Here is a 25720-nt window from a genome sequence, read left to right on the forward strand (position 1 = left end):
AAAGGATCACAATCAAATGAGGGGGAATTCCTTTGTCTCACAAGTTTCTTGTTGTTGACGATACTAATTTTATGCGTAAGATGGCAGCAGATTGCTTAAAGCAATACGGCCATGAGGTTGTAGGGGAAGCGGCGAACGGTAAAGAAGCAATCAGATTATATAAAGAACTAAAGCCTCAGATTGTAATGATGGATCTGACTATGCCTGAAATGAATGGGATCGATGCTATCAAGGAAATTCTGAAAATCGACCCAGATGCCGTTATGCTCGTTTGTTCTGCTAGCAACCAACGAGATCTAATCTTTGAATCACTTGATGCAGGTGCGAAGGGATACCTGATGAAACCCTTTAAGCCCGATCATATGAATGACATCATCCGTAAATATGCCGAGCCGTACTTGACTTCTGCTGATGATTCAGAGGATACCGAAGATGAGGAGACAGATGTCGAGCTTTCAATAGATTCCACGGAATCTGAAGTAAATTCCTCTACAAATACAGACAATGCTTCAGAAGAACAAGATGGAAATAGTGAAGATGAAAATAATTCGAATCCAGACACCGGATCCAATAGTGATGTATCGGATGAAGTGGCAGCAACGACTGAAGCTGCAGAACGTACTGAATCTGTGGAGGAAATTGAAAAGGAAACAGAAAGAACGGAATCTGAAGAGAAAGTAGAACAACAACCAACTTCAGAACCAACGGATGAAATTCTTGAAGATAAAATAGAGGAAAAAGAAACCCTTGCTACAGAAGAGCATAATGACCAGTATAAAGAAGAGATTCATTTGCCTGTAGAGGAGAAAACATTCGAGTCGAAGGAAAGGAAGAAACCAATGAGTTCAATCATAGAAAATAAAATAAAATTCGTCACAAGCTATACGTGTAATTGGGAAGAAGAGATTCATGGCAAAAATAACAACTTTTCCTTTACCTACACTGAAAATGATAAAAATATCGAAATAGAAATGAATGATGAAGGTAACGAAAAGCAAAGGATTCAACTATCGCTAGATGGCTTTCGTCAACTACATAATTGGCTAGAAAACCAAATAGAAGATAATTAATTGATTCATACGATAAAAGGGACAGAAAAAGCAGGCCACCCGGGGTGACCTGCTTTTTCTTTTGCTTACCATGTTATTCACATCATTGACTTTGATTGTTTTCTTTATTTTCGAAGATATCGTTAACCCTTTCAACAGCCTGGTGGCCATGGCATCTACAATCATCACTACGTCTGTATCTTTTCTCTCCCAAATATAAAGTAAAACTTCCAAATTAACATTCCCCAACCAACAATCGAGGATTTACCCCATTTTTTAATAAGTGAGCTTGGATGTAGAGATGCACTTGTTTTGGCATTCGCTGAGTATTTTCCCTAATCCGTTGAAATAACTGGCCAAGATTCGGGATTACACATCTTGATACGAGTAATAGAATGACTGAAGAAGAAAATAAGCGAGTTGTTCAAATGTCAGCAAAAGCATGTTTCCTGAATGATCATACATAAAAATAAAGGATAAACAAAGGATAAAATAGATGATTAACCGATTTTTGAGACTGAGTTTTGAGTTTATGACTACGTGTTAACAAAAGATTGCCAAACCATGCATGATTCCTGATTTAAGAACCTTTATGAAATGAGAATCGTTAAGGTTTACAGCAATCCTCTGTTAGGAAAGGGGATTTACGGTAAAACATGAAAAAAAACATTAAATGGATACGGTTAGCAATATTGATTACTTCATGGATGACCGTTCCACTGTTAGGGAAAAAAACATTTTGGAGATTTTTTCCTGCAGCATCCTTTATTACTTTATTGCTTTCATTAGAAAGCGAGGTTTCCAGAGGAAGAAATTGGTGGAAAATAAAAGGATACAAGACCAAAGGAAGGACACTGAGTATTCCTTTTGTATATGGTCCATTTATGGTTGGGTCAATTTGGATTTTAAAGTGGACCTACGGACATTTTTTTCGCTATCTTTTTGTCAATGTAGTGATGGATAGTTTCTTCAGCTTTGTTGTTTCTCCTATAGTTGAACGCATTGGTTTTTATCGCTTAAAAAAATTTACACGGCCAACAATTTTCTGGAATTTCATCATTTTTTCATTGATCATGTATAGTTATCAACTGAAAATGGAAAAAAACATAGTGAGTGTTAGCGAAAATAAATAGTATGTTTTCCTATTAATTGGAGAAAATGTTACTGAATAAAATGAAGGAGGACGAAAAATGGAAGCAAGTATGAGTGTGGAAGAAGTTGTACAGCAAATTTCTGAGCTTGCGCAACAAGAGGGCGACCCCCTACGAAAAAAACTGGTGAAGAAATCCAACCCGGAACTCATGAAAAATGCATTGTATTATTTTCCTAACTGGGATAGCGCGATCGAACAAAGTATGAATCCCTAACCACACATCGTACATATCCAGCCACGGCTTGCTGCACAAAAAAACCGATTATTTTCCTAGGACATAGGAACGTAATCGGTTTTTTTGACTGAAAGAGGCATAGTATATAAAATGAATCACCCCAGAAGCGAAGGCTAGATCTACAGAAATTTATGACTTCTGCCCCGCATGATCGATCACTTGTATTAACATGTAAACAACATTTTCAGTTTCATAAACTTATAAAGCAATCTTGCATTCCTTCCCTCTTCAGAATAGGGATTCATTTCTCGACGTAGTCGCTCCAAGAATTCCTGATCACATTCACAGCATGGTCCATATCTCTCGTAACACTCATCATGTGCTTTACAAGCTGCATCAACCGCATTAATCGGTGCTCCTGGGCCACTACATCCAGGCCCGCACCATTTATAACCTGGAAATATACAAAATCCCATCTCGGTACCTCCCTTGTCAAAAAGATACGAACAAGAGTCAGTTCATGAAAAGCTTTGTCCATACATTAATTTATGCTGATTTCAAAGATTCAGATTGTACAGACACCTACTAAGCTTGATTACTTCCTAGACATGGGGTTTCTTAAGACGAGGAGATTCATACCATTGAAAAAGATTCCATATTAGAAATATAAAGATGATATATCCAAAGAACGAGTAAATATGGTTCCATTGTGAGCTATGAGTCAACAAGCCGATCCTTTCCGATAAGACTTCGATCATCATCATGATGAACCCGATTGTAAGAACGAAACAGCTCCTTAGAAAACCGGTCATCAGATTCATAGAATACAAGACAAGGAAGGTGAAAAGCGGAATTCCTATAAGGGTGAATCGAATATCGATCGTAAAAATCCCCGGGAACGGTCGGCTCGGGAATGCATAGAATCCTTTTCCGGTAAAAAACAATTCTAAATATGTACATAACAAGGAAGCGAAACCCATCGTAACTAAATAAGATAGGAAAGATGAATTATCGTTTCCTGAAGAAAATGGCTTTCTTTGTAAAAACAGTAAAACTAAGTGTTTCAAGTGATTTACAATAGGCATGTTCAATCTCCCCATCCACATGTATATACTGTGTTTTAAGGTAATCAGCTGCACTAAAATCCTTAAACCAATCCTCTGTTGAAGCACTTAAGTGTTTAACATTTGGCCATGCATATTGGAGCTGAGGACTAAAAATCTTAGAGGCTCCTTGCTTTAATTTACAATCTTTGATTTGCGGATTATAAAGTCGTCCTGGTAAAGTTTCTTTTACATCGTTAAATAAATGCACCCAGTAATCTTTTCGAGAACCCGTATGAGGATTTCGTTTTGCCCAATTAAGAATATTCCTGAGTCGTTCTTCATCATCAAAAAGGACCGAGTATAACCGCTTTCCAAGTAAAATCCGTTCATGAAGGGAAGTGAAATAATGAAGGGATTGTCCCACTAATCTTGTTTTCGCAAACATTGCGAAAACAGGAAAGAGAATATGATTTAAGCTCAGTAAATCCTGAAGGCTGAATTCAATTGATTCAATAACGTTACTTTTGAATTGTTTATTTTTCATGACTCGCTGCTCCAAATAGCTCTGTTCATTTATGACTAATGCGATCGCCAAAGTATAGCGGTCACCAAAGCACCAAAAATAATTCCATACTGGTTCCATAAAAGCAGAAACTTGAAGATAGGGGAGGAGGTGAAACAATGGCCGATTACTCTTTAAACTTTCTTCATAAAGTAAAAATTGCGGATAGACATCCTGGAAGATCAGCCAATTCCCTCTTTCTAAAAACATAAAGAAATCATCCTGTTCCTTCTCTGACAGTAGCTTCGAAAGATATTCCCCTTTTAAATCAGTCATATTCCATCCACCGTTTCTCGACACCAAGTGACCGAGGAGCGCCCATTGAATTTCTGGGTGATCAAGATAAAACTCAATGTAGGATTGCGTCCGGGTTACATTATTTAAATTCAACGTGTTTGTTTTGTTATTGATCGTATCGACCAGCCTTTGCTCATCCGATGTTAAATGGGACTCATTAAGATGTTTTGGAGAATCAAGTTTATTTTTCAAATCCTTTTTCAGCTGTAGCAAGGCGTTGGTCTGAGTAATATTCGTTTCCGCTATTTTCCGCTTGACGTCAAGAATAATTGATCCACTCCTGTTCATGAATTGATTGAAGGATAAATGAATATGTATAGCTAAATGGATTTGTTTCAGGGAGGGTTGACTGGTTTGAGAGAAGCTGTAGAATCAGAAATCAATCGAATCATTTCTATATTAGTGGAAGATCAGACCTCAGATGGTTCATGGGACTATGCGTTTGATACAGGTATTGCAACAGATGCGTATATGATCATTTTATTACGTACATTAGAATTAAATGATGAATTGTTAATACAAGCACTAGTGAAACGAATTTTAAGCAAACAAGAGCAAAACGGTGCCTGGAAATTATTCCATGATGAAGACAGCGGGAATTTATCTGCGACGGTTGAGGCCTATTATGCATTGCTTTATTCAGGTTATCGTATAGCAGATGAAAAAGAGATGGTAGCTGCAAGAAAGTTTATCTTATCTATGGGCGGGATTGAAAAAACAGGGATGTTCACGAAGATCCTATTGTCCTTAACAGGTCAGTTGCCCTGGCAATCCAATTTTCCTTTTCCGATAGAAATTATTCTATTTCCTATATCCTATTCGATCAATTTTTATGATTTTTCCGTTTTTGGCAGAGCCAACCTTGCTCCGATTTTAATACTGTATGATCGAAAGTATCAAAAGAAAACCAAGCAAAGTCCGGACCTTTCAGATTTAGTTGTAAACCGAGGAGCTTTCCAACAAGAAAACTATGAAGAAAGTGAAGAATGGAGGAGCTTCTATTCTTCAATGAAAGTACAGCTGCAAAAACAAACGAATAACCCGAAAAATGCACATGGAATAGCGATGGAGCGGTCCAAGCAATATATGTTGAACCATATTGAAGCTGATGGAACGTTATACAGCTATTTCAGTGCAACATTCCTTATGATCTTCGCCTTTTTATCAATTGGCTACACAAAAGATCACCCCGTGATTACAAAGGCGATAAAAGGGTTAAAGTCGATGGCTTGTCAAATCGATGATCATATCCATATGCAATACACGACGGCCGATGTATGGAATACCTCGTTGATAAGTCATGCCTTACAGGATGCTGGTGTTCCTTTTTCAAGCCAGGTTGTTCAAAGAGCAAATAACTATTTATTATCCCGCCAACAGTTCAAGTTTGGAGATTGGGCGATTCATAATCCAAATACCTTACCAGGCGGTTGGGGTTTTTCCAATATAAATACGATCAATCCCGATGTCGATGATACAACTATGAGCCTGAGATCGATCCGGAATCTAGTCAAGAGTCATTCCTTTTATCAGCAGGCCTGGTATAGGGGAGTGAATTGGGCATTATCCATGCAAAACGATGACGGGGGCTGGCCAGCCTTCGAAAGGAATGTAGATAACAAGTTGTTATCCTTTGCACCGATCCAGGGAGCCGAATATTTATTACTCGACCCTTCATCAGCCGACCTGACTGGAAGAACGCTTGAATTTTTCAGAAATTACACCCATATAAACAACGAGCACCCAGCCGTGAAAAAAGGATTAAAATGGTTAATCGATGACCAGAAACCAGATGGATCGTGGTACGGGCGTTGGGGGATCTGTTATATATATGGTACATGGGCTGCTTTGGCTGGAATGTCGGCGTGTGGAAAGTCAATTGCGGATCCAGTTGTCAAAAAAGCAATGGTCTGGTTGAAAATGATCCAAAATGAGGATGGGGGATGGGGAGAGTCGTGTAAGAGTGATATAAACAAAAAGTATGTGCCGTTAGGAGAAAGTACATTAACACATACAGCATGGGCGGTTGATGCGATGATTTTGATGTCCAATGAGATAACGCCAGAAATCCGACGTGGAATTGAATATTTAATCCGATCTGGAGATAAACAGGACTGGACGACTGCCTATCCAAAAGGCCAAGGGATGGCAGGGGGCTTTTATATCCATTACCATAGTTATCGCTACATTTGGCCGCTACTTGCTTTAAGCCATTTTAAGGAGAAGTTTTAAAATGGCTTAAAGCGTTTATTCAAAGAAAATGGCTTGCAGATTTAACAAGCCATTTTTTGTAATGTTTCCAGAGATGAGGAGCATTACCGTATTAATAAGGGTTCCACTTTACTTTTTTCGCACTATTATATCGCTTTTCAACTTCACCCCAATTTACAACATTCCACCAATTATCGACATAATTTCCTCTGTTGTTTTCGTATTGCAAATAGTAGGCATGTTCCCATACATCTAATACTAGGAGAGGAATCACATCCCATTGACTTAAATTTTGATGCTTTTCTGCTTGGAGTATTTCGGGCCGGTGGGATCTAGGTGCCCACACGAGGATAGCCCATCCGACCGCTTCAACTTGTTTGGCTGCTTCGGAAAAATGCTGTTTGAATTGTTCGAAGCTGCCGAACCATCGTTCAATTTCTGATAAAAGTTCTCCTTTTGGTTTCCCTCCTCCATGGGGATGCATTATATTCCAGAATATCGTGTGCAGATAGTGGCCTGCTCCATTAAAAGCTGCTTCTCTCTCCCAGTGTTTAATCAATCCGTAGTCATTTCTTCTTCTTGCTTTTTCCATTTCCTTTTCAGCCTTATTTAAGCCTTCTACATAACTTTTATGGTGTTTGTCATGATGAAGTTTCATAATTCTTCTATTAATATAAGGCTCAAGAGCATCATATGGATAGGTCAGTGGTGGTAGTTCATGTCCACCGATTGCTACAGCTCGGCTATTACCATCTTGTTTAATGACATGCCATTGTGCATATAGATTAGAAGCTTTTTGCTTCAACTGATAAGCCCTTTTTGCATCAATCGTATCTTCATTCTTTTTTATTCGTTCTAGTTGATCTAAAAAGCTGTCTAAGTCATTACTATATTGATTTATTTCCGGTTGCATAGTAAGTTGTCTCGATTCACTGGCTTTATTCCAATCTGCTACCAGGTAAGCAATGAAATCATCTATTTCAGACATATGCTTCTGCAAAAATTGATAATCACTCACATTTTTACCTCCTTAAAAAATTTCATTGTTTCACTTTATGTATCAATCGTTAGAGGTGGAAGTTGTTTTACAAATATATGTTTTCAGTGACTTAAAATCTAAATATCCATTACAATACACAAAAAAGAAAAGAGTTCACCTATAGATATGAACTCTTTTCTAATGCTTTATTTTACAATTTGGGAGATTGCTTTTCTTATCTTACAGCTTCATCAATAAAACCTTCATCAGTTAATATTCTGATACAATAAAGTCTCTATCTAAGTATGATTCGATCAATTCACTAATCTGGTAAGAAACCTGTGGCAAATCATAATTTTCGAACGCATGTTCACAATTTGGTTTATGAGCCATAATTTCATCATAATGGGACATATGCCTCCGTATTTCTACTTCATCATCCTGACGTTCCTGCTGTCTCTTGATGACAGTTTCACGATCGGCGTAAATAAAAATACGAACCACATTCTTCCCATACATTTGTTTCAATTTGTCAGCACCTTCAGGGTTCAAGGTTAAGTATACAAGTTTGTGATCTTTGAACGCACCGACGATATCCTGTTCACGAATCCCATAGCGATACCCATCAATATCTACGCTCTCAAGAAATTCTTGTTGTTGGTGCATTTTTTGGAAGGTTTCTTCAGTAACGAAGTGATAGTCTTCACCGTTTGTTTCATAATGTCGGGGAGGTCGTGTAGTGTAAGAAAGAACAGTTTCCATGTCAAACGCTGTGGCAACCATTTTGGCGAGCGTTTTTCGTCCAGAGCCATCCGGTCCAGTGTAAATGAATATTTTTTCTTTATCTTTTACTTGATACATTGAAAACCTCCTTATTTGTTTGAAATTTCAGTAAATTAATTATACCATAAATTAGCAAACTTTGTACTGGGAGAGCTTGGTCATGTATGTACCCAAACCCTCTTTTTTTGTTGGCATTATGCGGATTTTTTTATGCGAACTCTGTTATTGTTTTTTTTGTTCGAATATCCTCGTTTACTATCCCAGTAATAGATACGAGGTAATCCCCAATACATCCAAATGTCATGGGCAAGGGAAGAGCCTACGAATAACACCATTTGCCACTCCATATCCTTCAAAGCAATCCCCCTCTCATTACGTTTTATTTTATTTTACTAAAACTTGTCTAAGACCAAAAAGTATAGACGGTTTGACAAATATAGTCTGATGTACTATTATGCTTACATAAAATTAGTAACTTTCAAAAATAATCTATAAAATCGTTTATACTAAAGGAGGGCACGGATTGAATGGCCGACAAGTCAGTTAGACAGCGCAGTGTCAGTCGTGTATGGGATGTTGTAACAAGACCAGGAGGGGGACCTCATATCCAGGTCGGACAGGTTTTGCCACCAGGGAATTGGGAAGAATTTGATCCCTTCTTGATGATGGCGGAAGATTGGTTTCAACAGGGTACGTTCCCTTTCCATCCACATCGAGGAATAGAAACCGTGACTTTTGTGATTGACGGAAAGCTTAAACATGAGGACAATCACGGCGGAGTCGGGGTACTGGAACCCGGTGATGTTCAATGGATGACAGCAGGCAAGGGGATCATCCATTCTGAAGACCCTCTTCCAGGTGAGACCGTGCATAGCTTACAACTTTGGGTGAACCTGCCCCGAAAGAAGAAGATGACAGATCCCCGATACCAGGATCTACGAGCAAAAGATATGCCGGTACGTCAGGGGCAAGGAGCATCCGTCAAGGTCTTTTCCGGTTCGTCAGAAAATATAAAAGCCAAAACACTCAACCATGTCCCTGTCACTTATGTAGAAGTGGTATTACAAGCGGGTGAATCCGTAACCCAGGACCTACCTGGAACCTATAACGGATTCATTTATATACTTGAGGGGAGCGGTTATTTCGGTAAAGACGAAACAAGGGGAGAACAAAAACAGGTACTATGGCTTGGTTCCCAGAAGGAACAGAATGACAGTGAAATAACGTTTCACGCAGACCAGCCCCTTCGTGCTATACTCGTAGCTGGAGAACCAATCCGAGAACCGGTTGTAGCCCGTGGTCCCTTCGTTATGAATACCGAACAAGAAATCCAGGAAGCCTTTACGGATTATCAATCTGGAAAATTTGGTCCGCCAAGAACAAATTAAGATGTAAAAAAGCCTATTGAAAAATACTTTCGATAGGCTTTTTTATGATGACCTTATTATCAGAAATTTACTATTCCATCGTTCTGATTTTCATTCATAAGGTCCGTTCAAATATTTACCACTATAACCTTCTGTGTTCTCATATTAGAATTAGAGATAACTAATTTTATAGAGAGGTTGTTCAAAAAGCCCGGTCTTGTTGTACCGCTTTTTGAACACGTATCAATAGGGGAGATTCAGATGAAATGAAGCAGCATAGAGGCAACTGCTTTTCTAATAAACCATTTGTTTTTTCAATTATAATTCTATTATTGAGTATCTTTACTTATTATATTGGTGATTTAACTACTAACAGTAATAGTCAACAGGATCTAACTTCAGGTAAAATAGGTAGTCAGCAACCACAGGTGAGTGACATTTCAGTCGCTCCTTTTGCTAGTGACGGCAAAACAGTAAGTGGAACGGTTACATTATCTGTTGAGGCAGAGGACAATAAAGGAATTGAAAAAGTAGAATTTTACAGCAGCAATGGTGATTATTTAATCGGGACCGTCACCTCCGAGCCTTATTCCGTTGCTTGGGCTACCGATCCTTGGGTCCCTGACGGAGAGCAAATTCTAAAGGTTGTTGCTTACGATCACTCCAATCAGAAAGCTGAGGTTTCAAAAACCGTTCTCGTCAATAATTCTGGTACATCTGAACAGAACGATTATAAGCGAATTGGCTATTATGCAGGATGGGCAACGTATTCCGGTTACCAGGTGTCTGACATTGATGCTAGTAAGCTTACTCATGTTAACTATGCATTTGCCAACATCTCTGAAGATGGAAGGTTAACAGTCGGAGATCCATGGGCCGATATCGAAAAACCTTTCCCTGGGGACTCCGAAGCTGAAGCTTTTAAAGGGAATTTTAATCAGTTAAATAAATTAAAAGATCAGCATCCTCACTTAAAAACTTTAATTTCTGTAGGTGGGTGGACATGGTCTGATCACTTTTCTGATGTTGCCCTTACGGAAAAGTCAAGAACGATCTTTGCTGAAAGCGTACTGCAGTTCATTTTGAAATATGATTTTGATGGGGTCGATCTGGATTGGGAATATCCAGTAAACGGGGGAGAAGCAGGGAACATTAACCGTCCGGAAGATAAGCAGAATTTTACGCTTTTATTAAAAAAGATCAGAGAAACATTAGATGCTCAAAGTGCTAAGGATGGGAAAAAGTACCTTTTAACAATTGCAGCAGGTCCTAGTAACAGCCATTCTGGTAATTTAGAGTTGAATTCACTTAAGCAGTATGTCGATTACATTCAACTCATGACCTATGACATTCATGGTGAGTGGGATACCATTACTGGGATGAATGCTCCGTTGCACAAGGATCCTGAGAGCGGGTTTTATGTAGAGTTGAGTGTACAGGATGCCGTGGAGACGTATATCGCTAACGGAGTTCCTGCGGACAAGCTTGTGATGGGACTCCCATTTTACGGAAGAGTGTTGAAACAAGTGAACAATGTGAACAACGGCCTGTACCAATCGTTTGAAGGTGGAGGTTCATCGATCAGTTATGCTGAAATCGAAGCAAACTATGTGAACAAAAACGGATTTACACGTTACTGGGAAGCTGATTCCAAGGTGCCATGGTTGTTTAACGGTTCCACATTTATCAGCTATGATGACGTCGAATCAATCGGCTATAAAACCTCTTATATTAAATCAATTGGACTAGGTGGAGCCATGGTGTGGGAACTTAGCCAAGATCCGAACGAAGTGTTATTAACCAAGGTATATGATGAGTTAAAGTAGTTAAAGCAATGTGCAACAGGTGTGGATGTCCACACCTGTTTTTTTGTCATCAATAGTTTATGCTAAATGAAGAGTTAACCCTAGTATGATAAGTTAATTATGAACTAGCCATAAAGGACGTGACTTCGAGTGGAAACGATACATAGAAATGCGCATATGATCTATCCAATATCAGTACCTACAAGATCCAACTTAAAAACCTTTAATTTTTATCTATTGGAAGAAGAGGGGACCTTGTCTTTAATTGATGCCGGCGTGAATTCCGATAAATGCTGGGATTACTTCCTCGGAACATTACAAGAGCATGGATTCAACCTAAGCGATCTTTCTAGAATTATCATTACGCATAATCATGAGGACCATGTCGGTTTAATCGACCGTATCGTAACGGAACATGATATTTCGGTCTACGCTCCCGGGAAATCGATACATCTCTTAAAAAGGGATCAGGATTTTTTCCGCATGAGGATCGACTTTTTTAAAGAGCTGTATGAAAAAATGGGTAGTGGAGATTACGGAACACAACAGGTAATAAAGTTAGAAGAGGCTATGAAGGACCATGAAAAGCGTAAAATCCATTCAGATATTACTCCCATTGATCAAACAGTTTCACCAAGGATGCAGGTGATCGAAACTCCTGGTCATTCACCTGATCATGTCGTTCTTTTGGATGATGAACGAAAATGGCTTTTTAGTGGGGACCATTTGATTAAGCATATTTCGAGCAACGCTATTGTTGAGCCCGATCAAAATGGGAAGCGACTATCTACCGTCTTAGATTACGAGGAATCTTTGAGGAAATGTTTAGATTTTGAAGCAGATATCGTTTATCCAGGGCATGGGGATCTTATTTACAATCATAAAGATTTGGTGACGAGCCGATTGAAAGGGATTAAAAGAAAAGCAGATCGACTATTAAAATCTGTTGATAGCGGCTGTATGACTGCGAATGACATAGCACAAGCGGTTTATCAGGATAAGTATGAGAGCCAATTCTCTTTGGTCATGTCTGAAATCATCGGTCATTTGGATTATTTAGAACATCATCGACAAGTGAAAAAGGAATTAAAGGGAGGGGTTTGGAATTATAAGGTGACAACATGAAGCATTTTTTTTAATGAACATTAGATGTATTGAAAACAGCTGTCCCCATGCTAAAATCCAGTGGCATTGTATCCAATACGAGTACGATTGGTGCATTTCTGAAGTCGATTTAGTGTCGATATGAGCCTATTGAAAAGAATAATTTCGATTTCAATAAGCTCTTTTTTCAATTATTCAACCACATATCCAATTAATTCGGCCGCAGAATACAATGATTCGACCACACATGGTAAAAAAGTCGGTGTTTCAACCTTCGATGTTGAATGTGAAATCTTCAGTAACTTCCAGTCATCACGAAATATTAATTCTAATGTATTCCTGAAAATGTTTAATGCAGGTATTTAACAGCACACGTGGAATAAGGTTTATTATATTGAGAACAAGGGTGGGTAGTAACGATGAGTATGGAAGAAATGAAGCTGGAGCAACCTTTCTCAGAAGCAGATTTTGGGAAGACCGAATTGATGCCTAGCCACCGTATTGATTTACGCAATCCTGGGAATGAAAACATTGATCGGTTCATTAACGCAAATTTGGTTTCTGATTGGTCAACACTAACTTGGAAGGACGTAGGTAAACCTTATGAAGTGAAGACGGTGGCAAAATCGAGGCGGGACTGGGAAAAAGAAAATGGAGACATGTCCATTAAAACTTCTTGGGAATTTTTTAACCGCTCGTTCCACGAGTGGTTTGTTAAGGATCTACCAGAGGAACTTTCTAAATCGAAGAGGGATCTTCTAAAGTATTTAACACGATTTCAACTGAGTGATGTAAAAAAAGCCTTGGGAGAAACAGTTCGATTGTCGCTGTGGAATTACGCTCACCGTATAGAAGACGGAGTTTGGGATCCACGAGGAAAACGAGCTCTTTTTGAAGGGCTTGATGGAAAAAAGCCACGTATCCTTTTCCTTGGAGCAGCAGAAGGGTATGAGGCGATGCAATTGTATGCGATGTATCCTCAAGGAGAAGTTGTGATGGTTGATTATGATGACTTTTGCCGGACAAATCGCTTTGGGCACTTTCCTAACAGCTATCCTTTCCTTGGAACAAACCCGATTTCTGGTCATCCCAAGGTATGGCATAAGGATGAAATGAATATTCATTATGTCGTTAACGATATCCGTAATCTCCCTTTTGGAAAAGAGTTTGATCTTGTTCTTAGTGTTGGGTTGTTAGAGCATTTTCCTGATGGATATAATGCTGAAGTGATGGAGTGGCATAGGAAATTCCTTAAACCAGGCGGCTATGTACTTATGACGACACCTAGACTGCAATTGAAATCACGATTGTTTTATACCATCATGGCTGATGTGATGAACCATACGTATCGAGAACTGATGGATGTCCGCCAAATGGGGTTGTACGTGTACGAAGGAGGCTTCAATATCCAGCGACACGGCTATATTAAAGTCCATAATGGAATTGTCGCCAAACCTAGGTGAAACGCGGTATTAAAAATGTTTAGACTAAATAGTTCATAAAAACAAAAATTGGTTCTCTCATAATAAAGAGAACCGGTTATTTTGCCCAATAGGTCCTCATTTTCATTTACCCCTGTACCTCGCCGTTCTGGGGTTGCCCTTGCCACGCAGCAGCACCTGTAATTTGCATGGCGGATTGTTTCGCGTTCCGTAAGTACATTTCAGCATAATCCTGCCAACGAATGATGTTTTGAATAAACGGCTTGTAAGATTCAGAGGCATCCTCCAACATGACCTGTAAACCAGCGCGGACATTACGATCTCTTACTTCGGCATTTTGTATACACGCTATAAAGGTTTGCACGATAGACGGAGCACTCTCCCCATTCAATAGCCTTTGCGCAGAGCCGGTGGCTGTTACGCGGTGATAGGAGGCAGGGACAAGACTCGTATGCATTTCAGCATTTCCTTTCAATCCTCTTGTTTCTGGTATATGGAGCAATTGTGTGCTCATGGCACAAACCATCTGTTCGCTGTACAGACTCCTGTTCATATCGTCAGCCATTGTTCGCCACTTTTCATTTTGTCTCATTAAAAACACCTTCTCGAAAAATAGTTGGGTTCATTCGCATGGGATATTGTATGTCAATCATGCTTGTTTGCTGCAGGAAAAAGGTCTAACTACAAACCGGTACAAGTGGAGGGATATGTAATTAATCTGATTAAGCAATAACACCGCTCGCGATTCAACGGCGTTACAAAATACATATACTCCTAGACGGATTCATGTAGAACCATTTTAGGTTTAAAAGTAATACGGGTAAGGTGTGAAAAACAGAAATGCGAAGAAGAAAAATGGAAACCGACGCCGGCGGAATCGTCGAAACCTTCTTCTTCCATAGCCACCATATTGCCTGATTGTCGTATCGCTGTCTTGTTCTCCATCAGCACCATGGTGACACCTTCATCATCCATATCAGTGATAATGCCTTCAAGCTGTTATCCGTCTCTCGTTTGTACGATAACGTGGAAATTCATATAACTTCTGCAAACTGATTTTGGATCGCCTTCTCCGTTCTGGTATGCTCTCTGATATTGATGAGGATTCATTGGGGTGTTGTACATCTGACAATATCCCTCCTTTTCATGTTTAGGAAATTCCCATAGCAAAAATAGATTAACGTATATATAAAATTAGGCAAAACACGAACATGAAAAAAATAACTCATGTTAGCATACCTCCTGTAATTTTGCAGATATTAACAAAATAAGGAGGCGATGTCATGGCAAATATATTTGAAGCTTTAGTTGATCACATGAAGGGTACTTTCGATGATGAACCTAAAACACCATTACATATCGGTGAAGCGATGGGGTGCTGGTTGTATTATACAGCACTTGCGGAGGAAATCCCTGCTTTAGAAATTTGCTTGAATACGACCACAGACGATGAATTGCAGCTTATTGTAAAAGAAGGAAAGGATCTCGGTGAATCTCAACTGAATCGGCTTGCAAAGTTTATGCTTAGTGAAGGCGTATCATTACCTGAGGCCGATCCACACAAGCCTGCTACTGAGTCAAATGCAATTCCTCTAGGAGCAAAATCTACAGATACTCAAATTGCTAATTTACTTAGTGTCAAGGTTGGAACTAATGTGGTAATGTGTGCAACGAACATGAGTCAATGTGTTAGAAATGATATACAACTGATATGGATGGAATTACAAAGTGAAAAAATGCTTTATGGTTCCAAATTGAAAACGATGATGCGGAAAAGAGGTTGGATAAAAGTACCTCCATATTATTACCCTCCAGGTATGCCTGAGGAACAATAAGATAGGTTGCAAATTAATTGAGCTGGTTTAGAACAGCTCTTTTCTTCTTATTTAAAAGTATTCAATCCAATAGAATTTTAAGTAGAGAAGATACGGAACTAACCCATCAAAACATGAATAGTATAAAGTTTTACTACTTATATTTTTTATGTGCTGAAGAGATTGTTTCTGATAAAGATGGAGGTTGATTGATGAAACATGTAAAGTATCCGGAAGATATTGTCGCTAGCAATGATTCTTTTCTCTTGGTTTACCCTTCCTTTACTGGGGAAGGATGCAATAAAAAGATTTTTACCTGCATCGATATTCATGTCAATAGTAGTGATGATTGTAAATTTCATTGCAAAAAATCGAAAATGGTGGTGGTGGTATAAAAACTCATCCAAAATTATCAGGGGTATTCCCTTTTAATTGGGGTCCATTTTTGATCGGGTCGATGTGGATTCTTAAAATTACATATGGAAAGTTCTACGGATTTATGACCTTAAACCTTGTTGTTGATTCAATGTTTACATATTTTTTAGTGGATCGCTTGAAAGAAACAGGAATAGCTTCATTGGTTCGATTAAAAAAAGTACAATTATCATTGATATTTTTTGTTCAATCATTGATGTTATATGGCTTTCAATTCCTAAAAGAAAAAAGTTGAAGCTGCCAAAATCGAATCAAGGAAATGGTTAAAAGGGTTTTTCTCATGTACTAGACTATATTGTCGTTCGTAATGTACGATTCTCAAGGATTCTAGAACCTGCTTTCCTCAATTCTATCCAACTGCACCCAACGAAAGGATTGGCGAAAAACAACGGTGTAAAGATGGATTTATGGGAAGTAATAAAATGTAAATATTTATATTAAAACCCTAGACCAAACTCTGATATTTTTATTTTATATTTTGCATTTAAACGACCAAGCAAAGACCGTTTACACTATGAGTGGCTATAAGACGAAGATAAAATATAATATTACAAATTTTTAAATTAATGCAGATTACTGCCGCCAATCCGTCGACGAATAGACAAGACTATAATTAACAGCAATGGGATGACAAATTCAAACAAGGGGAAAATTGACTTAAGGACAATTTTCCCTTGTTGTATGTGTTCTATAAAATTATCCGTTGCGACCATCGAGGTGATAAAGATCATCACCCCTATAGGTAACACGAACTTGCGGTGATTTTTAATTTTGAATAAATCGGTTGAACTAATCACAGCTGCGTAAGTAAAGACAGCTACCTTAAAAAAGTCGCCTACGATTAAAACGATCATCGCAATAACTTCCAAACCTTGTACAAATCCGGCTATATTTAATTTTTCGACCAATTTCAAAAACGGAAACACAGCGATCGACAATCCGTTCACACCAAGAACAGCTATTTCAATTACAATGGTCATCGTTAAAATCACACCGCTTAATACCATGGCAACCATTCCAAATTTCATCCCATATTCCGGTTTAGTTAAGTATGGAAAAATCACTGTAAAACAAATTAATTCACCGTAAGGGAAAAACACGCGATCAGGAAATGCGGTTGTTAAAACAGGCTTCCACCCGTTTTCCAATACGGGCAATAAGTTCTCAAACCGAACAACATTTGAACCGATCGTTAAGAAAAATGTCAATACAACCATAGAAAAGACTAAAACAAAAAAGATTTCTCCCGCTCTTGCGATCACTTCTATTCCTTGATACAACGCATAACAAACGAGAATCATCATAATCCCGCTCAGCACAGACATGGGAGTCTCGCTATATGGAAGTAAAAAAAGTTCACTTGATTCTCGTAAATCTCTTGATGCTCCATATATAAAAAATAAAATGTATGACAAAGCGATAAAAAAACCTATATATTTTCCGAAAATTTTTTGTATATAACTTGTCAATAGCAAATTTGGATAATGGCGATATAAGTAATAATACTGAAGTAATAAAACGATACCTCCCGTCATTCCTAACAATTCTGCCAACCAAGCATCCTGTTTTGCCTCTACCCCTAAAGGTACGATAAGTGCGGTCCCTAACTCAAATAATACAATTAAAGAGAATAACTGCTGAGGGCTTATTTTTGATTTCTCCATAAAAATTCGGCCTCCAAAACAACCATCGATGTAAGATTAGTAATTGACATAACAGCTTTATTATAAACTCTTACCTTCAAATCCCTGTTATAAGTTTATAACAGCTAATATAGGAAATAATGGATAAAAAAACGACAGGGGGGCAATCATGAGACATTTTAAAAAACGACGGAAACAATCCTTGTCTTCACAAATTAATCAAAGTCACGAGCCGTTGCAGAAGGACGGGTTAAAAGCGAATCTTAATGAAAATATACAAATAATAAAAGAAGCACTTGGCAACAGCGATGATATTATCATCCGGGAGATTCGAATTGGAAAAGAAAGAAAGCTGAAAGCGGCTATATTTTATACAGAGGGTTTGATTGATACACCCTCGATTCAAAACTTCATTCTAGAAACTCTAATGTTGGATTTACAGAAAATCGATATAGACAAAATGGGTTCTTCCGGGGAGAATCCCTTGCATCTGTTGAAAGATTCTGTTTTGACAGTCGGAGATATAAAGGACTTATCCGATTACAACACTCTTTTTACCTTTCTATTATCAGGTAACGTCATCCTTTTACTTGACAGTTTCACGCTTGGATTTGCCATTGGAATGAAAGGTGGAAAAGACCGCGGCGTGACAGAAGCAACAGTTGAAAATTCAGTACGTGGTCCAAAAGAAGCTTTTTCAGAAAGTTTACGTACTAATACAGCGTTGTTAAGACGTAAAATCAACGATCATAACCTATGGTTGGAAACGAAGAAAATTGGGACTGTAACGAAAACTGCCGTTTCGATTGCATATATAAAAGGTATCACCAATGACAAAGTGGTAGAGGAAGTTCGGGAGCGTCTCGAACGAATTGAAATTGACAGCATTTTGGAAACCGGCTATGTTGAAGAGTTGATTCAGGATGAAACGTACACACCTTTCCCTACTATTTTTCATACGGAACGTCCTGATGTAACTGCCGCCAATCTACTTGAGGGGCGTGTTGCTATTTTTGTTGACGGGAGCCCAAATGCTCTTTTAGTTCCTTCACTGTTCGTTCAATTTTTTCAGACAGCAGATGATTATTATCAACGGGCAGATATTGTTACGCTTCTCCGTTTTTTACGATTTTTCGGATTTTTCATTGCACTGCTCGGCCCATCATTATACATCGCCATTACGACGTTTCATCAGGAAATGTTGCCGACTCCGTTGCTCATTAACCTGGCTGCTCAACGTGAAGGGGTTCCTTTTCCGGCCTTCATTGAAGCGCTCATCATGGAAATCACCTTTGAAATTTTGCGGGAAGCCGGTGTTCGGATGCCAAGGACGATTGGGCAAGCGGTTTCGATTGTTGGGACATTAGTAATTGGAACAGCAGCAGTCGATGCTGGTATTGTTTCCGCAGCAATGGTAATTGTCGTGGCGATTACGGCGATTTCAAGCTTTGTTGTCAGTTCCTTCAATCTATCTATTTCGGTAAGAATGGTACGTTTTATTTTTATGGGATTGGCTGCTTCATTTGGTTTATTCGGTATAATTGTCGGTTTGATCGCCCTTGTTCTTCATTTATGCAGTTTACGTTCGTTCGGAGTACCGTATATGTCTCCGTTTGCTCCGTTCATTGCCACAGATCAAAAAGACGCGCTTTTTCGGTTTCCACATTGGGGACTATTTTCACGTCCACGTCTAATCAGTCAGAAAAATGTCAAGCGGGAAGATACTCCTTCACCGAAGCCGGAGCCTCGGAAGCAAAAGTAGTTTCGAAGGAGCATTCCGATGTACCGATTGCTTATCACAACAAAAATATATATATACTGTGAGACTTGATGTGAAAGGAAGTCAAGAAAAATTAAAGAAGTAATTTGATTCGTGGAGCTGTTCATAGTCGGTTTATTGAAGTATAAGTGGAAGTGGAAGTGGAAAAATGCTCGGGAATGAAAGAAATGAGGTTCAGAAATGAGAAGAAAAGTTATTGTATTTGTCATTCTCATCCTTTTACTTAGCCTTTTATCCGGTTGTTGGAATCGACGGGAATTAAATGAACTTGCCATTGTGGTCGCAATGGGAATTGATAAATCGGAGGATCAATATGTTGTTACCACTCAGGTCGTTAATACCGGGCAAGTTGCCACTAAACAGGGCGGCGGTCAGAAGTCACCAGTTACAACATATCAGGAAAAAGGAAACACGGTCTTTGAAGCGATAAGAAGAATGACAACGGTTACGGCTAGAAAACTTTATTTTCCCCATCTGCGAATTCTCGCAATAGGTGAAGAGTTAGCGGAAGAAGGAATTGGCGGAGCGTTAGATTTTTTATCAAGGGATCACGAATTACGAACCGACTTTTTTATTGTGATTGCGAAAGATACGAAAGCGGAAAACGTGTTAAAAGTAATGACGGGATTAGAAGATATTCCCGCAAACAAACTGTTTTCATCTCTTGAAACATCGGAGAAAGCATGGGCCCCTTCAATGTCCATTACCTTAGATGAACTGATATCGGAAATCGTGAGTGAGGGAATACATCCAAACTTAACCGGACTCCAGCTAACGGGGGTTGTACAAGAGGGGGAAAAGAATGACAATGTTCAGGAAATTGAACCTGATGTTCAATTGAAATATAGCGGCATGGCCGTGTTTAAAGACGATAAACTAATCGACTGGTTGAATGAAAAGGAAAGTAAAGCGGTTAATTATGTTCTGGGAAACGTAAAAAGTACGATTGGGGAAGTGTCTTGTCCAGAAGGAAAAGGGAAAGTGGCAATTGAGGTGATTCGTACAGAGGCTGATCTGAAAACGAAAGTTGATAAGGGTTCACCAAAAGGAACTGTTCAAATTCAGGTGGAAGGGAATGTTGGTGAAGTTCAATGCAAGAAGCTTGATTTGACGAAAACGAAAACGATAAATGATTTGGAAAAGAAATCAGAGAAGAGAGTCAAAGAGATCGTTGAATCGACGATAACAGCATCCCAGGAAGAATTTAAAGTCGATATTTTCGGTTTTGGCGAGGCGATTCACCGTTCGAATCCCGACTATTGGAAAAAGGTAAGAAAAGAATGGGACGAGAAATTTACGGACATGCCAGTAGAGGTAAAAGTAGACGTACAGATTCTACGGGTCGGTACAATTGGCAATTCACCACTTAAAAAAATAAAGGAGTAGATTCCTGTTTGATCGAGTCAGATACGGCAACTTCCGGTAAAAGCGACTACAGATATGGCCGTTTCAAACGGTCTTACCTCATATAAGAAAGTCTTTAGGGCAAAAAAATGTCCTGGTTCGTATGCTATACGCCACGGAAGCAGGTGATGTCTAGATCTGCTACAACAGAAAAACAAACACTAGTACTGAGCCAAAAGGAGTAATCCGCATGTTGACAATTGCAGGGATCATAGGGATAGCCATATTAATCATTATGATAGAACGACCCTATTTTAAAAAAAGGAAGCAGAAGAAGGAATTATGGGTGTTTTTAATATTCCTTCTCTTCGGAGTGGGATTGAGTATTGCAAAAGCTTTAAAACTGACTATACCTAATCCAACGAAGGGACTTACTATCATTTTTAAGCCGCTTACTGATTTAATATATAATTTCTTATTGAAATGATAAAGGAGGTGATCCAATGCTCGAAAACCGAAAAATATCGGTCCGTCAATTCAGGGTCTTAGTCATTTTATTTACCATTGGCACTTCCATTTTAATCGTTCCATCAGTCTTAGCCTTCGAAGCGAAACAAGATGCTTGGATTGCAGCCATCATCGGTGTCGGATTGGGTTTGTTAGTCATATTTCTATACAATAAGCTAGGTCTCATGTTTCCAAATATGACATTTGTCCAAATGAATCAAAAGGTTTTTGGGAAATGGTTAGGAAAAACGATTTCCCTCTTATTTTTTTCGCTTTCATTTTTATATGCTTCTTCCCTTTTATTTTATACCGGTAATTTCTTCATTATAGAAATAATGCCAGAAACGCCACTCGAGGCCATTGTGATCCTGATGGGTATCATTATGGTAATGGCAGTACGACTTGGACTAGAAACATTTACACGATCGGCAGAGATTTTCATCCTATTTTTCGTTATCCTTTTTATCTGCTTAGTGTTTTCTATCTCTCCTGAAATTGAGTTTGAAAACATACAACCTGTATTTGAGGTGAAGTTAAAACCTTTGCTTCGTGCAATCTTATTTTTGGTCGTTACGTCTTCTATAAATGCCGTTGTTTTATTGATGGTTTTTCCCACCTATATCAATCAGCCGAAAGAAGCTGGAAAATCTTTTTTAATCGGAAATTTAATTGGCGGGCTGGTGATGATCATCATTACTTTTTTGTGTATTTTGGTTCTGGGTCCTTATCATTCAGCAACACAAGTGTATCCAGGCTATGAGTTGGCGAAAAAGATTAATGTTGGTAATTTTTTGACGCGAATAGAAGCAATTATGGCCGGAATGTGGATGATTACCATCTATTTTAAGATGGTGCTTTATTTTTACGCTTCTGTTTTAGGGATTACGCAAATTCTCAACATAAAAGATTATCGCCCTTTCACTTTACCTTTGGGGATGATCGCGATTGTCCTTTCGCTTGTGATATATCCCGATGTCATTTATCAACAAGAATGGGATTTGAAAACGGCAAGCGCTTTTTCATTGACTGTAGGGTTATTTTTACCCCTATTCATGTTAGTAGTAGCTATATTTCGAAAAAAAATGGACAAGAAAAAAATTCATTCGAGGTAGTGATGTGAAAATTACCTAGAATAGACAGGGGTGCCAGTACCAAAAAAGTGCAATAAGGGTTGATACGGTCAATAAGTCCAATACTTAAAGCGTTTATCTACAGCCTATAGATCGTTGGATACATTTAGATATTCTGAGAATAAACAGGGGTACAAGCCAAATTTTTATTAAACGAAGAAATTCTGGCTGATCCAATTTACGAATTAAATCGTTATAAAAAGGTATGTTATGATAAAAATACCGAATCCTTAGAAAGCTTATAACCTTTTTGAACGTTTCAACCATCGAACACCGAAAACCATCAGGAAACTTATACAACTATTAGATGGAGTTGATTTTATGCTATTAACTGATGGTTTCAGTTTACATGCAAATAAAAATCCAAATAAGATTGCAATTCAAACCAAACAACGACAAATAACATACGGAGAACTTCATTGTATTATAGACCAAACAGCAAATGCCCTGCTTTCTATTAAGAAAGGAAAGAAATCGGGGAGCGTTTGTAAAGCGGCTTTTTTACTAGACAACAGTATCGAATTTTTCCAAATCTTCCTTGCTGCCGCCAAAATAGGCTGGATCGCAGTCCCTTTGGACCCAAAATGGAACAATGAAGAGATTGATGAAATACTGGAAAAGACCTGTCCGGATGTCCTTGTCATTCAAGGAAAACACTTGAGAAAGTTGTCTAATAAAACAATATCTTACCCATTGATAATAGCTGGAAGGCACCAATTGGAATCTTATGACCGTCATTTCGTTTCTTTTGAACAATGGGTTGAACAAAAACCGGTTAGTGCGCCACGGATAAACAAACTATCACAACATAGCCCCTTTTATATGGGGTTCACATCAGGAACGACAGGAACGCCAAAAGCTTTTACTCGTTCCCATCGCTCATGGGTGGAGAGCTTTAATGGAAGTAACGTTGAGTTCGGTATTAATTCTCATGATCATACTCTCATACCGGGACCTCTCGTCCATTCTCTATTTCTTTATGCCTCAATACATACGCTCTCTATTGGAGGGACCGTTCATTTACTAGAAAAGTTTTCAGCAATGAAAGCAGTAGAGTTAATGGAGAACCGACCGGTTACAGTAGTTTATGTTGTTCCGACAATGTTTGAAGCGATTTGTCGTACAGTCAGCAATGTCCCGGCCTATAGACGTCCCGCGCATTTACGTGACGTCATTTCTTCTGGAGCAAAATGGAGTGCGGCATCAAAAAAACAAATTGCTGATCTTTTTCCTGGTGTAAACTTATACGAGTTTTACGGAGCTTCAGAATTAAGCTTTGTGACGGTTCTTGATCCAAAAGGGAATTTACAAAAGCCAGATTCAGTTGGCCGTCCCTTTCATAACATCGAAATTTCATTACGTGACTCACATGGTATGGAAGTTGAAACAGGAGAAGTTGGAAAGCTTTACGTAAAAAGCGAAATGATTTTTTCCGGGTATTATCAGAATGAAGATGAATCGAAGAAAGTTCTTCAGGATGGATGGGCAACAGTAGGAGATTTGGCTCGTCGGGATAACGAAGGATACGTTTATATTGTCGGCCGGGAAAAAAATATGATCATTTATGGTGGGCTTAATGTATATCCTGAGGAAATTGAAAAAGTTTTACGTCAGTTACCTGAGATCCAGGAAGCTGTCGTACTTGGAATCAAAGACGATTATTGGGGCGAAAAAATCGTTGCTATCATTAAATTCAACAAGGGGAATCACCTGAAAGAGAGGGAAGTTCAGGCTTATTGCCGCAAGCGTCTTGCGAAATATAAATGCCCCCGTGAAGTGATTCCAGTTGAAGCGTTTCCACATACAAACAGCGGAAAAATCGCCAGAAAACGTCTCGAACAATGGCTGGAAACGAGAAAGAAGGAGTTTTATGAATAAAGCTGTTATTGTAATCGCCAAACGAACTCCCATCGGCAAAAAAGGGGGAATGTTAAAGAATTTCCCTTGTGAAAAGCTTGCTGCAGCAGTGATGAAAAATATTGCAGAGGGATCCAGCCTAAATCCAGCAGATATCGATGAAGTGATTCTTGGCAACGCAGTTGGTCCTGGAGGGAATATCGCCCGACTTTCATCATTGGCCGCAGGTTTTCCGGTCCATGTACCTGGGGTTACGATTGACCGGCAATGTGGATCGGGATTGGAAGCTATCAACCTTGCAGCAAGATTGATACAAGCCGGGGCTGGTGAAGTTTTCCTTGCTGGGGGCGTCGAGAGTACAAGTACCGAACCCGTAAGAATAGACCAATCAGACAACAGAAGTAACCCGCGTGTGTTAAAACGAGCTCGTTTTTCACCAGAGGAAATTGGTGATCCGGACATGGGAGTTGCTGCTGAAAATGTCGCTGAAAAATACGGAATCTCACGTCAAGAACAAGACAGCTTTGCTTTATCGAGTTACCAAAAAACATTGAAATCCATTGAGTCGTCTAACTTTCAGGACGAAATCGTTCCCCTTTCAGCTAATGAGGATGGCACTAATAAAGAAATATGGAATGATGAAAGCCCAAGAGACAGTACGACTTACGAAAAATTACTTAAGCGTTCCCGTCCTGTATTCCGTAAGAATGGAACCGTGACCCCCGGCAACTCTTGTTCTGTCAACGATGGAGCCTCTATTGCTCTAGTCATGTCTGAAGAAAAGGCGAAAAAATCAGGATTGAAACCGATTTTATCCTTCGTTGATTCTATAGCGACAGGTGTTGACCCAAATTATCTTGGAATTGGCCCGGTTCCTGCCGTCCAAAAGCTTTTGACGCGAAATAGGTTAACACCAGAAAACATTGATTTAGTGGAATTTAATGAAGCATTCGCTGCACAAGTGGCTGCATCTATCAAGGAACTTTCAATTCCTTTTGAAAAAGTGAATGTCGGTGGGGGAGCCATTGCTTACGGTCACCCATATGGTGCATCAGGGGCAGTGCTGGTTACCCGATTAGGCCGAGAAATGTCATCTCGAAAAGCCAAATTAGGACTTACTACTCTCGGGATCGGCGGGGGAATCGGATTGGCGACCTTGTTTAAACGATATGAATAGATATAGACATATCACCTAAACTCTTAAAAGGAAAAATTGCTAAGTGGTATGAATAGAAAC

The 25720-nt window shown here is 39.0% G+C and carries 24 protein-coding genes; 16 read left to right on the plus strand and 8 right to left on the minus strand.

Going from position 1 to position 25720, the window contains the following annotated elements:
* Positions 1-32: 32 nt before the first annotated feature.
* From MOJ78_RS20940 to MOJ78_RS11600, 3 genes are all read left to right on the plus strand, one after another.
* Positions 33-1070 carry a response regulator gene (locus MOJ78_RS20940; protein ID WP_370529710.1) on the plus strand — a complete coding sequence of 346 codons (1038 nt, stop codon included), beginning with the start codon at positions 33-35 and terminating at the stop codon, positions 1068-1070.
* Positions 1071-1705: 635 nt separating this feature from the next.
* The gene (locus tag MOJ78_RS11595; protein ID WP_304977503.1) at positions 1706-2182 is read left to right on the plus strand and encodes a hypothetical protein; all 477 of its coding nucleotides are present in this window, start codon (positions 1706-1708) and stop codon (positions 2180-2182) included.
* Between the two features lie 57 nt (positions 2183-2239).
* Positions 2240-2416 carry a hypothetical protein gene (locus MOJ78_RS11600; protein ID WP_304977504.1) on the plus strand — a complete coding sequence of 59 codons (177 nt, stop codon included), beginning with the start codon at positions 2240-2242 and terminating at the stop codon, positions 2414-2416.
* Positions 2417-2601: 185 nt separating this feature from the next.
* Here the strand turns inward: MOJ78_RS11600 and MOJ78_RS11605 are convergent, their stop codons facing one another.
* From MOJ78_RS11605 to MOJ78_RS11610, 3 genes are all read right to left on the minus strand, one after another.
* Positions 2602-2853 (minus strand): phospholipase, encoded by a 252-nt coding sequence (locus MOJ78_RS11605; protein WP_304977505.1) that lies wholly within the window; start codon positions 2851-2853, stop codon positions 2602-2604.
* 126 nt (positions 2854-2979) lie between these two features.
* Entirely contained in the window at positions 2980-3483 is a 504-nt protein-coding gene (locus MOJ78_RS20945) for a CBO0543 family protein (RefSeq protein ID WP_370529711.1), read from the minus strand.
* Positions 3386-4474: a DUF2515 family protein gene (locus tag MOJ78_RS11610; RefSeq protein ID WP_304977506.1), complete on the minus strand. Its 1089-nt coding sequence runs from the start codon at positions 4472-4474 to the stop codon at positions 3386-3388. Before MOJ78_RS11610 ends, MOJ78_RS20945 begins: the two co-directional genes overlap by 98 nt.
* Before the next feature lie 162 nt (positions 4475-4636).
* Here MOJ78_RS11610 and MOJ78_RS11615 point away from each other — a divergent pair, with 162 nt between their 5' ends.
* Complete coding sequence (locus MOJ78_RS11615; protein WP_304977507.1) at positions 4637-6514, plus strand: terpene cyclase/mutase family protein; 1878 nt, start codon at positions 4637-4639, stop codon at positions 6512-6514.
* A 91-nt stretch (positions 6515-6605) separates the two neighbouring features.
* Here the strand turns inward: MOJ78_RS11615 and MOJ78_RS11620 are convergent, their stop codons facing one another.
* Both MOJ78_RS11620 and MOJ78_RS11625 read right to left on the minus strand, forming a co-directional pair.
* The gene (locus MOJ78_RS11620; protein ID WP_370529712.1) at positions 6606-7511 is read right to left on the minus strand and encodes a superoxide dismutase; all 906 of its coding nucleotides are present in this window, start codon (positions 7509-7511) and stop codon (positions 6606-6608) included.
* Between the two features lie 231 nt (positions 7512-7742).
* Entirely contained in the window at positions 7743-8333 is a 591-nt protein-coding gene (locus tag MOJ78_RS11625) for a guanylate kinase (RefSeq protein WP_304977508.1), read from the minus strand.
* Positions 8334-8782: 449 nt separating this feature from the next.
* Here MOJ78_RS11625 and MOJ78_RS11630 point away from each other — a divergent pair, with 449 nt between their 5' ends.
* The 4 genes from MOJ78_RS11630 (at position 8783) to MOJ78_RS11645 (ending at position 13994) form a co-directional block, all read left to right on the plus strand.
* On the plus strand, positions 8783-9643 hold the full coding sequence (locus MOJ78_RS11630) for a pirin family protein (protein ID WP_304977509.1): 861 nt from the start codon (positions 8783-8785) through the stop codon (positions 9641-9643).
* 245 nt (positions 9644-9888) lie between these two features.
* Entirely contained in the window at positions 9889-11448 is a 1560-nt protein-coding gene (locus MOJ78_RS11635; RefSeq protein WP_304977510.1) for a glycosyl hydrolase family 18 protein, read from the plus strand.
* Positions 11449-11577: 129 nt separating this feature from the next.
* Entirely contained in the window at positions 11578-12552 is a 975-nt protein-coding gene (locus MOJ78_RS11640; RefSeq protein ID WP_304977511.1) for an MBL fold metallo-hydrolase, read from the plus strand.
* 398 nt (positions 12553-12950) lie between these two features.
* The gene (locus MOJ78_RS11645; RefSeq protein WP_304977512.1) at positions 12951-13994 is read left to right on the plus strand and encodes a class I SAM-dependent methyltransferase; all 1044 of its coding nucleotides are present in this window, start codon (positions 12951-12953) and stop codon (positions 13992-13994) included.
* Positions 13995-14100: 106 nt separating this feature from the next.
* On the opposite strand, the gene MOJ78_RS11650 is transcribed toward MOJ78_RS11645, so the two are convergent.
* Both MOJ78_RS11650 and MOJ78_RS11655 read right to left on the minus strand, forming a co-directional pair.
* Complete coding sequence (locus tag MOJ78_RS11650; protein ID WP_304977513.1) at positions 14101-14565, minus strand: hypothetical protein; 465 nt, start codon at positions 14563-14565, stop codon at positions 14101-14103.
* Positions 14566-14747: 182 nt separating this feature from the next.
* Positions 14748-14948 (minus strand): hypothetical protein, encoded by a 201-nt coding sequence (locus MOJ78_RS11655; protein WP_304977514.1) that lies wholly within the window; start codon positions 14946-14948, stop codon positions 14748-14750.
* 308 nt (positions 14949-15256) lie between these two features.
* On the opposite strand from MOJ78_RS11655, the gene MOJ78_RS11660 reads away from it, so the two are divergent.
* Both MOJ78_RS11660 and MOJ78_RS11665 read left to right on the plus strand, forming a co-directional pair.
* Positions 15257-15808: a DUF3231 family protein gene (locus MOJ78_RS11660; protein WP_304977515.1), complete on the plus strand. Its 552-nt coding sequence runs from the start codon at positions 15257-15259 to the stop codon at positions 15806-15808.
* 191 nt (positions 15809-15999) lie between these two features.
* Positions 16000-16182, plus strand: coding sequence for a hypothetical protein (locus tag MOJ78_RS11665; RefSeq protein ID WP_304977516.1), 183 nt, complete (start codon positions 16000-16002; stop codon positions 16180-16182).
* A gap of 603 nt (positions 16183-16785) precedes the next feature.
* Here MOJ78_RS11665 and MOJ78_RS11670 read toward each other — a convergent pair.
* The gene (locus MOJ78_RS11670) at positions 16786-17886 is read right to left on the minus strand and encodes a GerAB/ArcD/ProY family transporter (RefSeq protein WP_304977517.1); all 1101 of its coding nucleotides are present in this window, start codon (positions 17884-17886) and stop codon (positions 16786-16788) included.
* A gap of 148 nt (positions 17887-18034) precedes the next feature.
* On the opposite strand from MOJ78_RS11670, the gene MOJ78_RS11675 reads away from it, so the two are divergent.
* The 6 genes from MOJ78_RS11675 to MOJ78_RS11700 all read left to right on the plus strand — a co-directional run bounded on the left by MOJ78_RS11675 (position 18035) and on the right by MOJ78_RS11700 (position 25660).
* Positions 18035-19627 (plus strand): spore germination protein, encoded by a 1593-nt coding sequence (locus MOJ78_RS11675; protein WP_304977518.1) that lies wholly within the window; start codon positions 18035-18037, stop codon positions 19625-19627.
* A gap of 198 nt (positions 19628-19825) precedes the next feature.
* Positions 19826-21031 (plus strand): Ger(x)C family spore germination protein, encoded by a 1206-nt coding sequence (locus tag MOJ78_RS11680; RefSeq protein WP_304977519.1) that lies wholly within the window; start codon positions 19826-19828, stop codon positions 21029-21031.
* Between the two features lie 208 nt (positions 21032-21239).
* Positions 21240-21476 (plus strand): hypothetical protein, encoded by a 237-nt coding sequence (locus MOJ78_RS11685; protein ID WP_304977520.1) that lies wholly within the window; start codon positions 21240-21242, stop codon positions 21474-21476.
* Between the two features lie 16 nt (positions 21477-21492).
* Positions 21493-22608 (plus strand): GerAB/ArcD/ProY family transporter, encoded by a 1116-nt coding sequence (locus tag MOJ78_RS11690; RefSeq protein WP_304977521.1) that lies wholly within the window; start codon positions 21493-21495, stop codon positions 22606-22608.
* Positions 22609-22947: 339 nt separating this feature from the next.
* Positions 22948-24504, plus strand: a complete 1557-nt coding sequence (locus MOJ78_RS11695; RefSeq protein ID WP_304977522.1) for an AMP-binding protein — start codon at positions 22948-22950, stop codon at positions 24502-24504.
* Positions 24497-25660: a thiolase family protein gene (locus MOJ78_RS11700; protein WP_304977523.1), complete on the plus strand. Its 1164-nt coding sequence runs from the start codon at positions 24497-24499 to the stop codon at positions 25658-25660. The genes MOJ78_RS11695 and MOJ78_RS11700 overlap by 8 nt, the downstream gene beginning before the upstream one ends.
* Positions 25661-25720 lie beyond the last annotated feature (60 nt).

It is taken from the genome of Alkalihalobacillus sp. AL-G (genome assembly GCF_030643805.1).
GTDB lineage: Bacteria > Bacillota > Bacilli > Bacillales > Fictibacillaceae > Pseudalkalibacillus.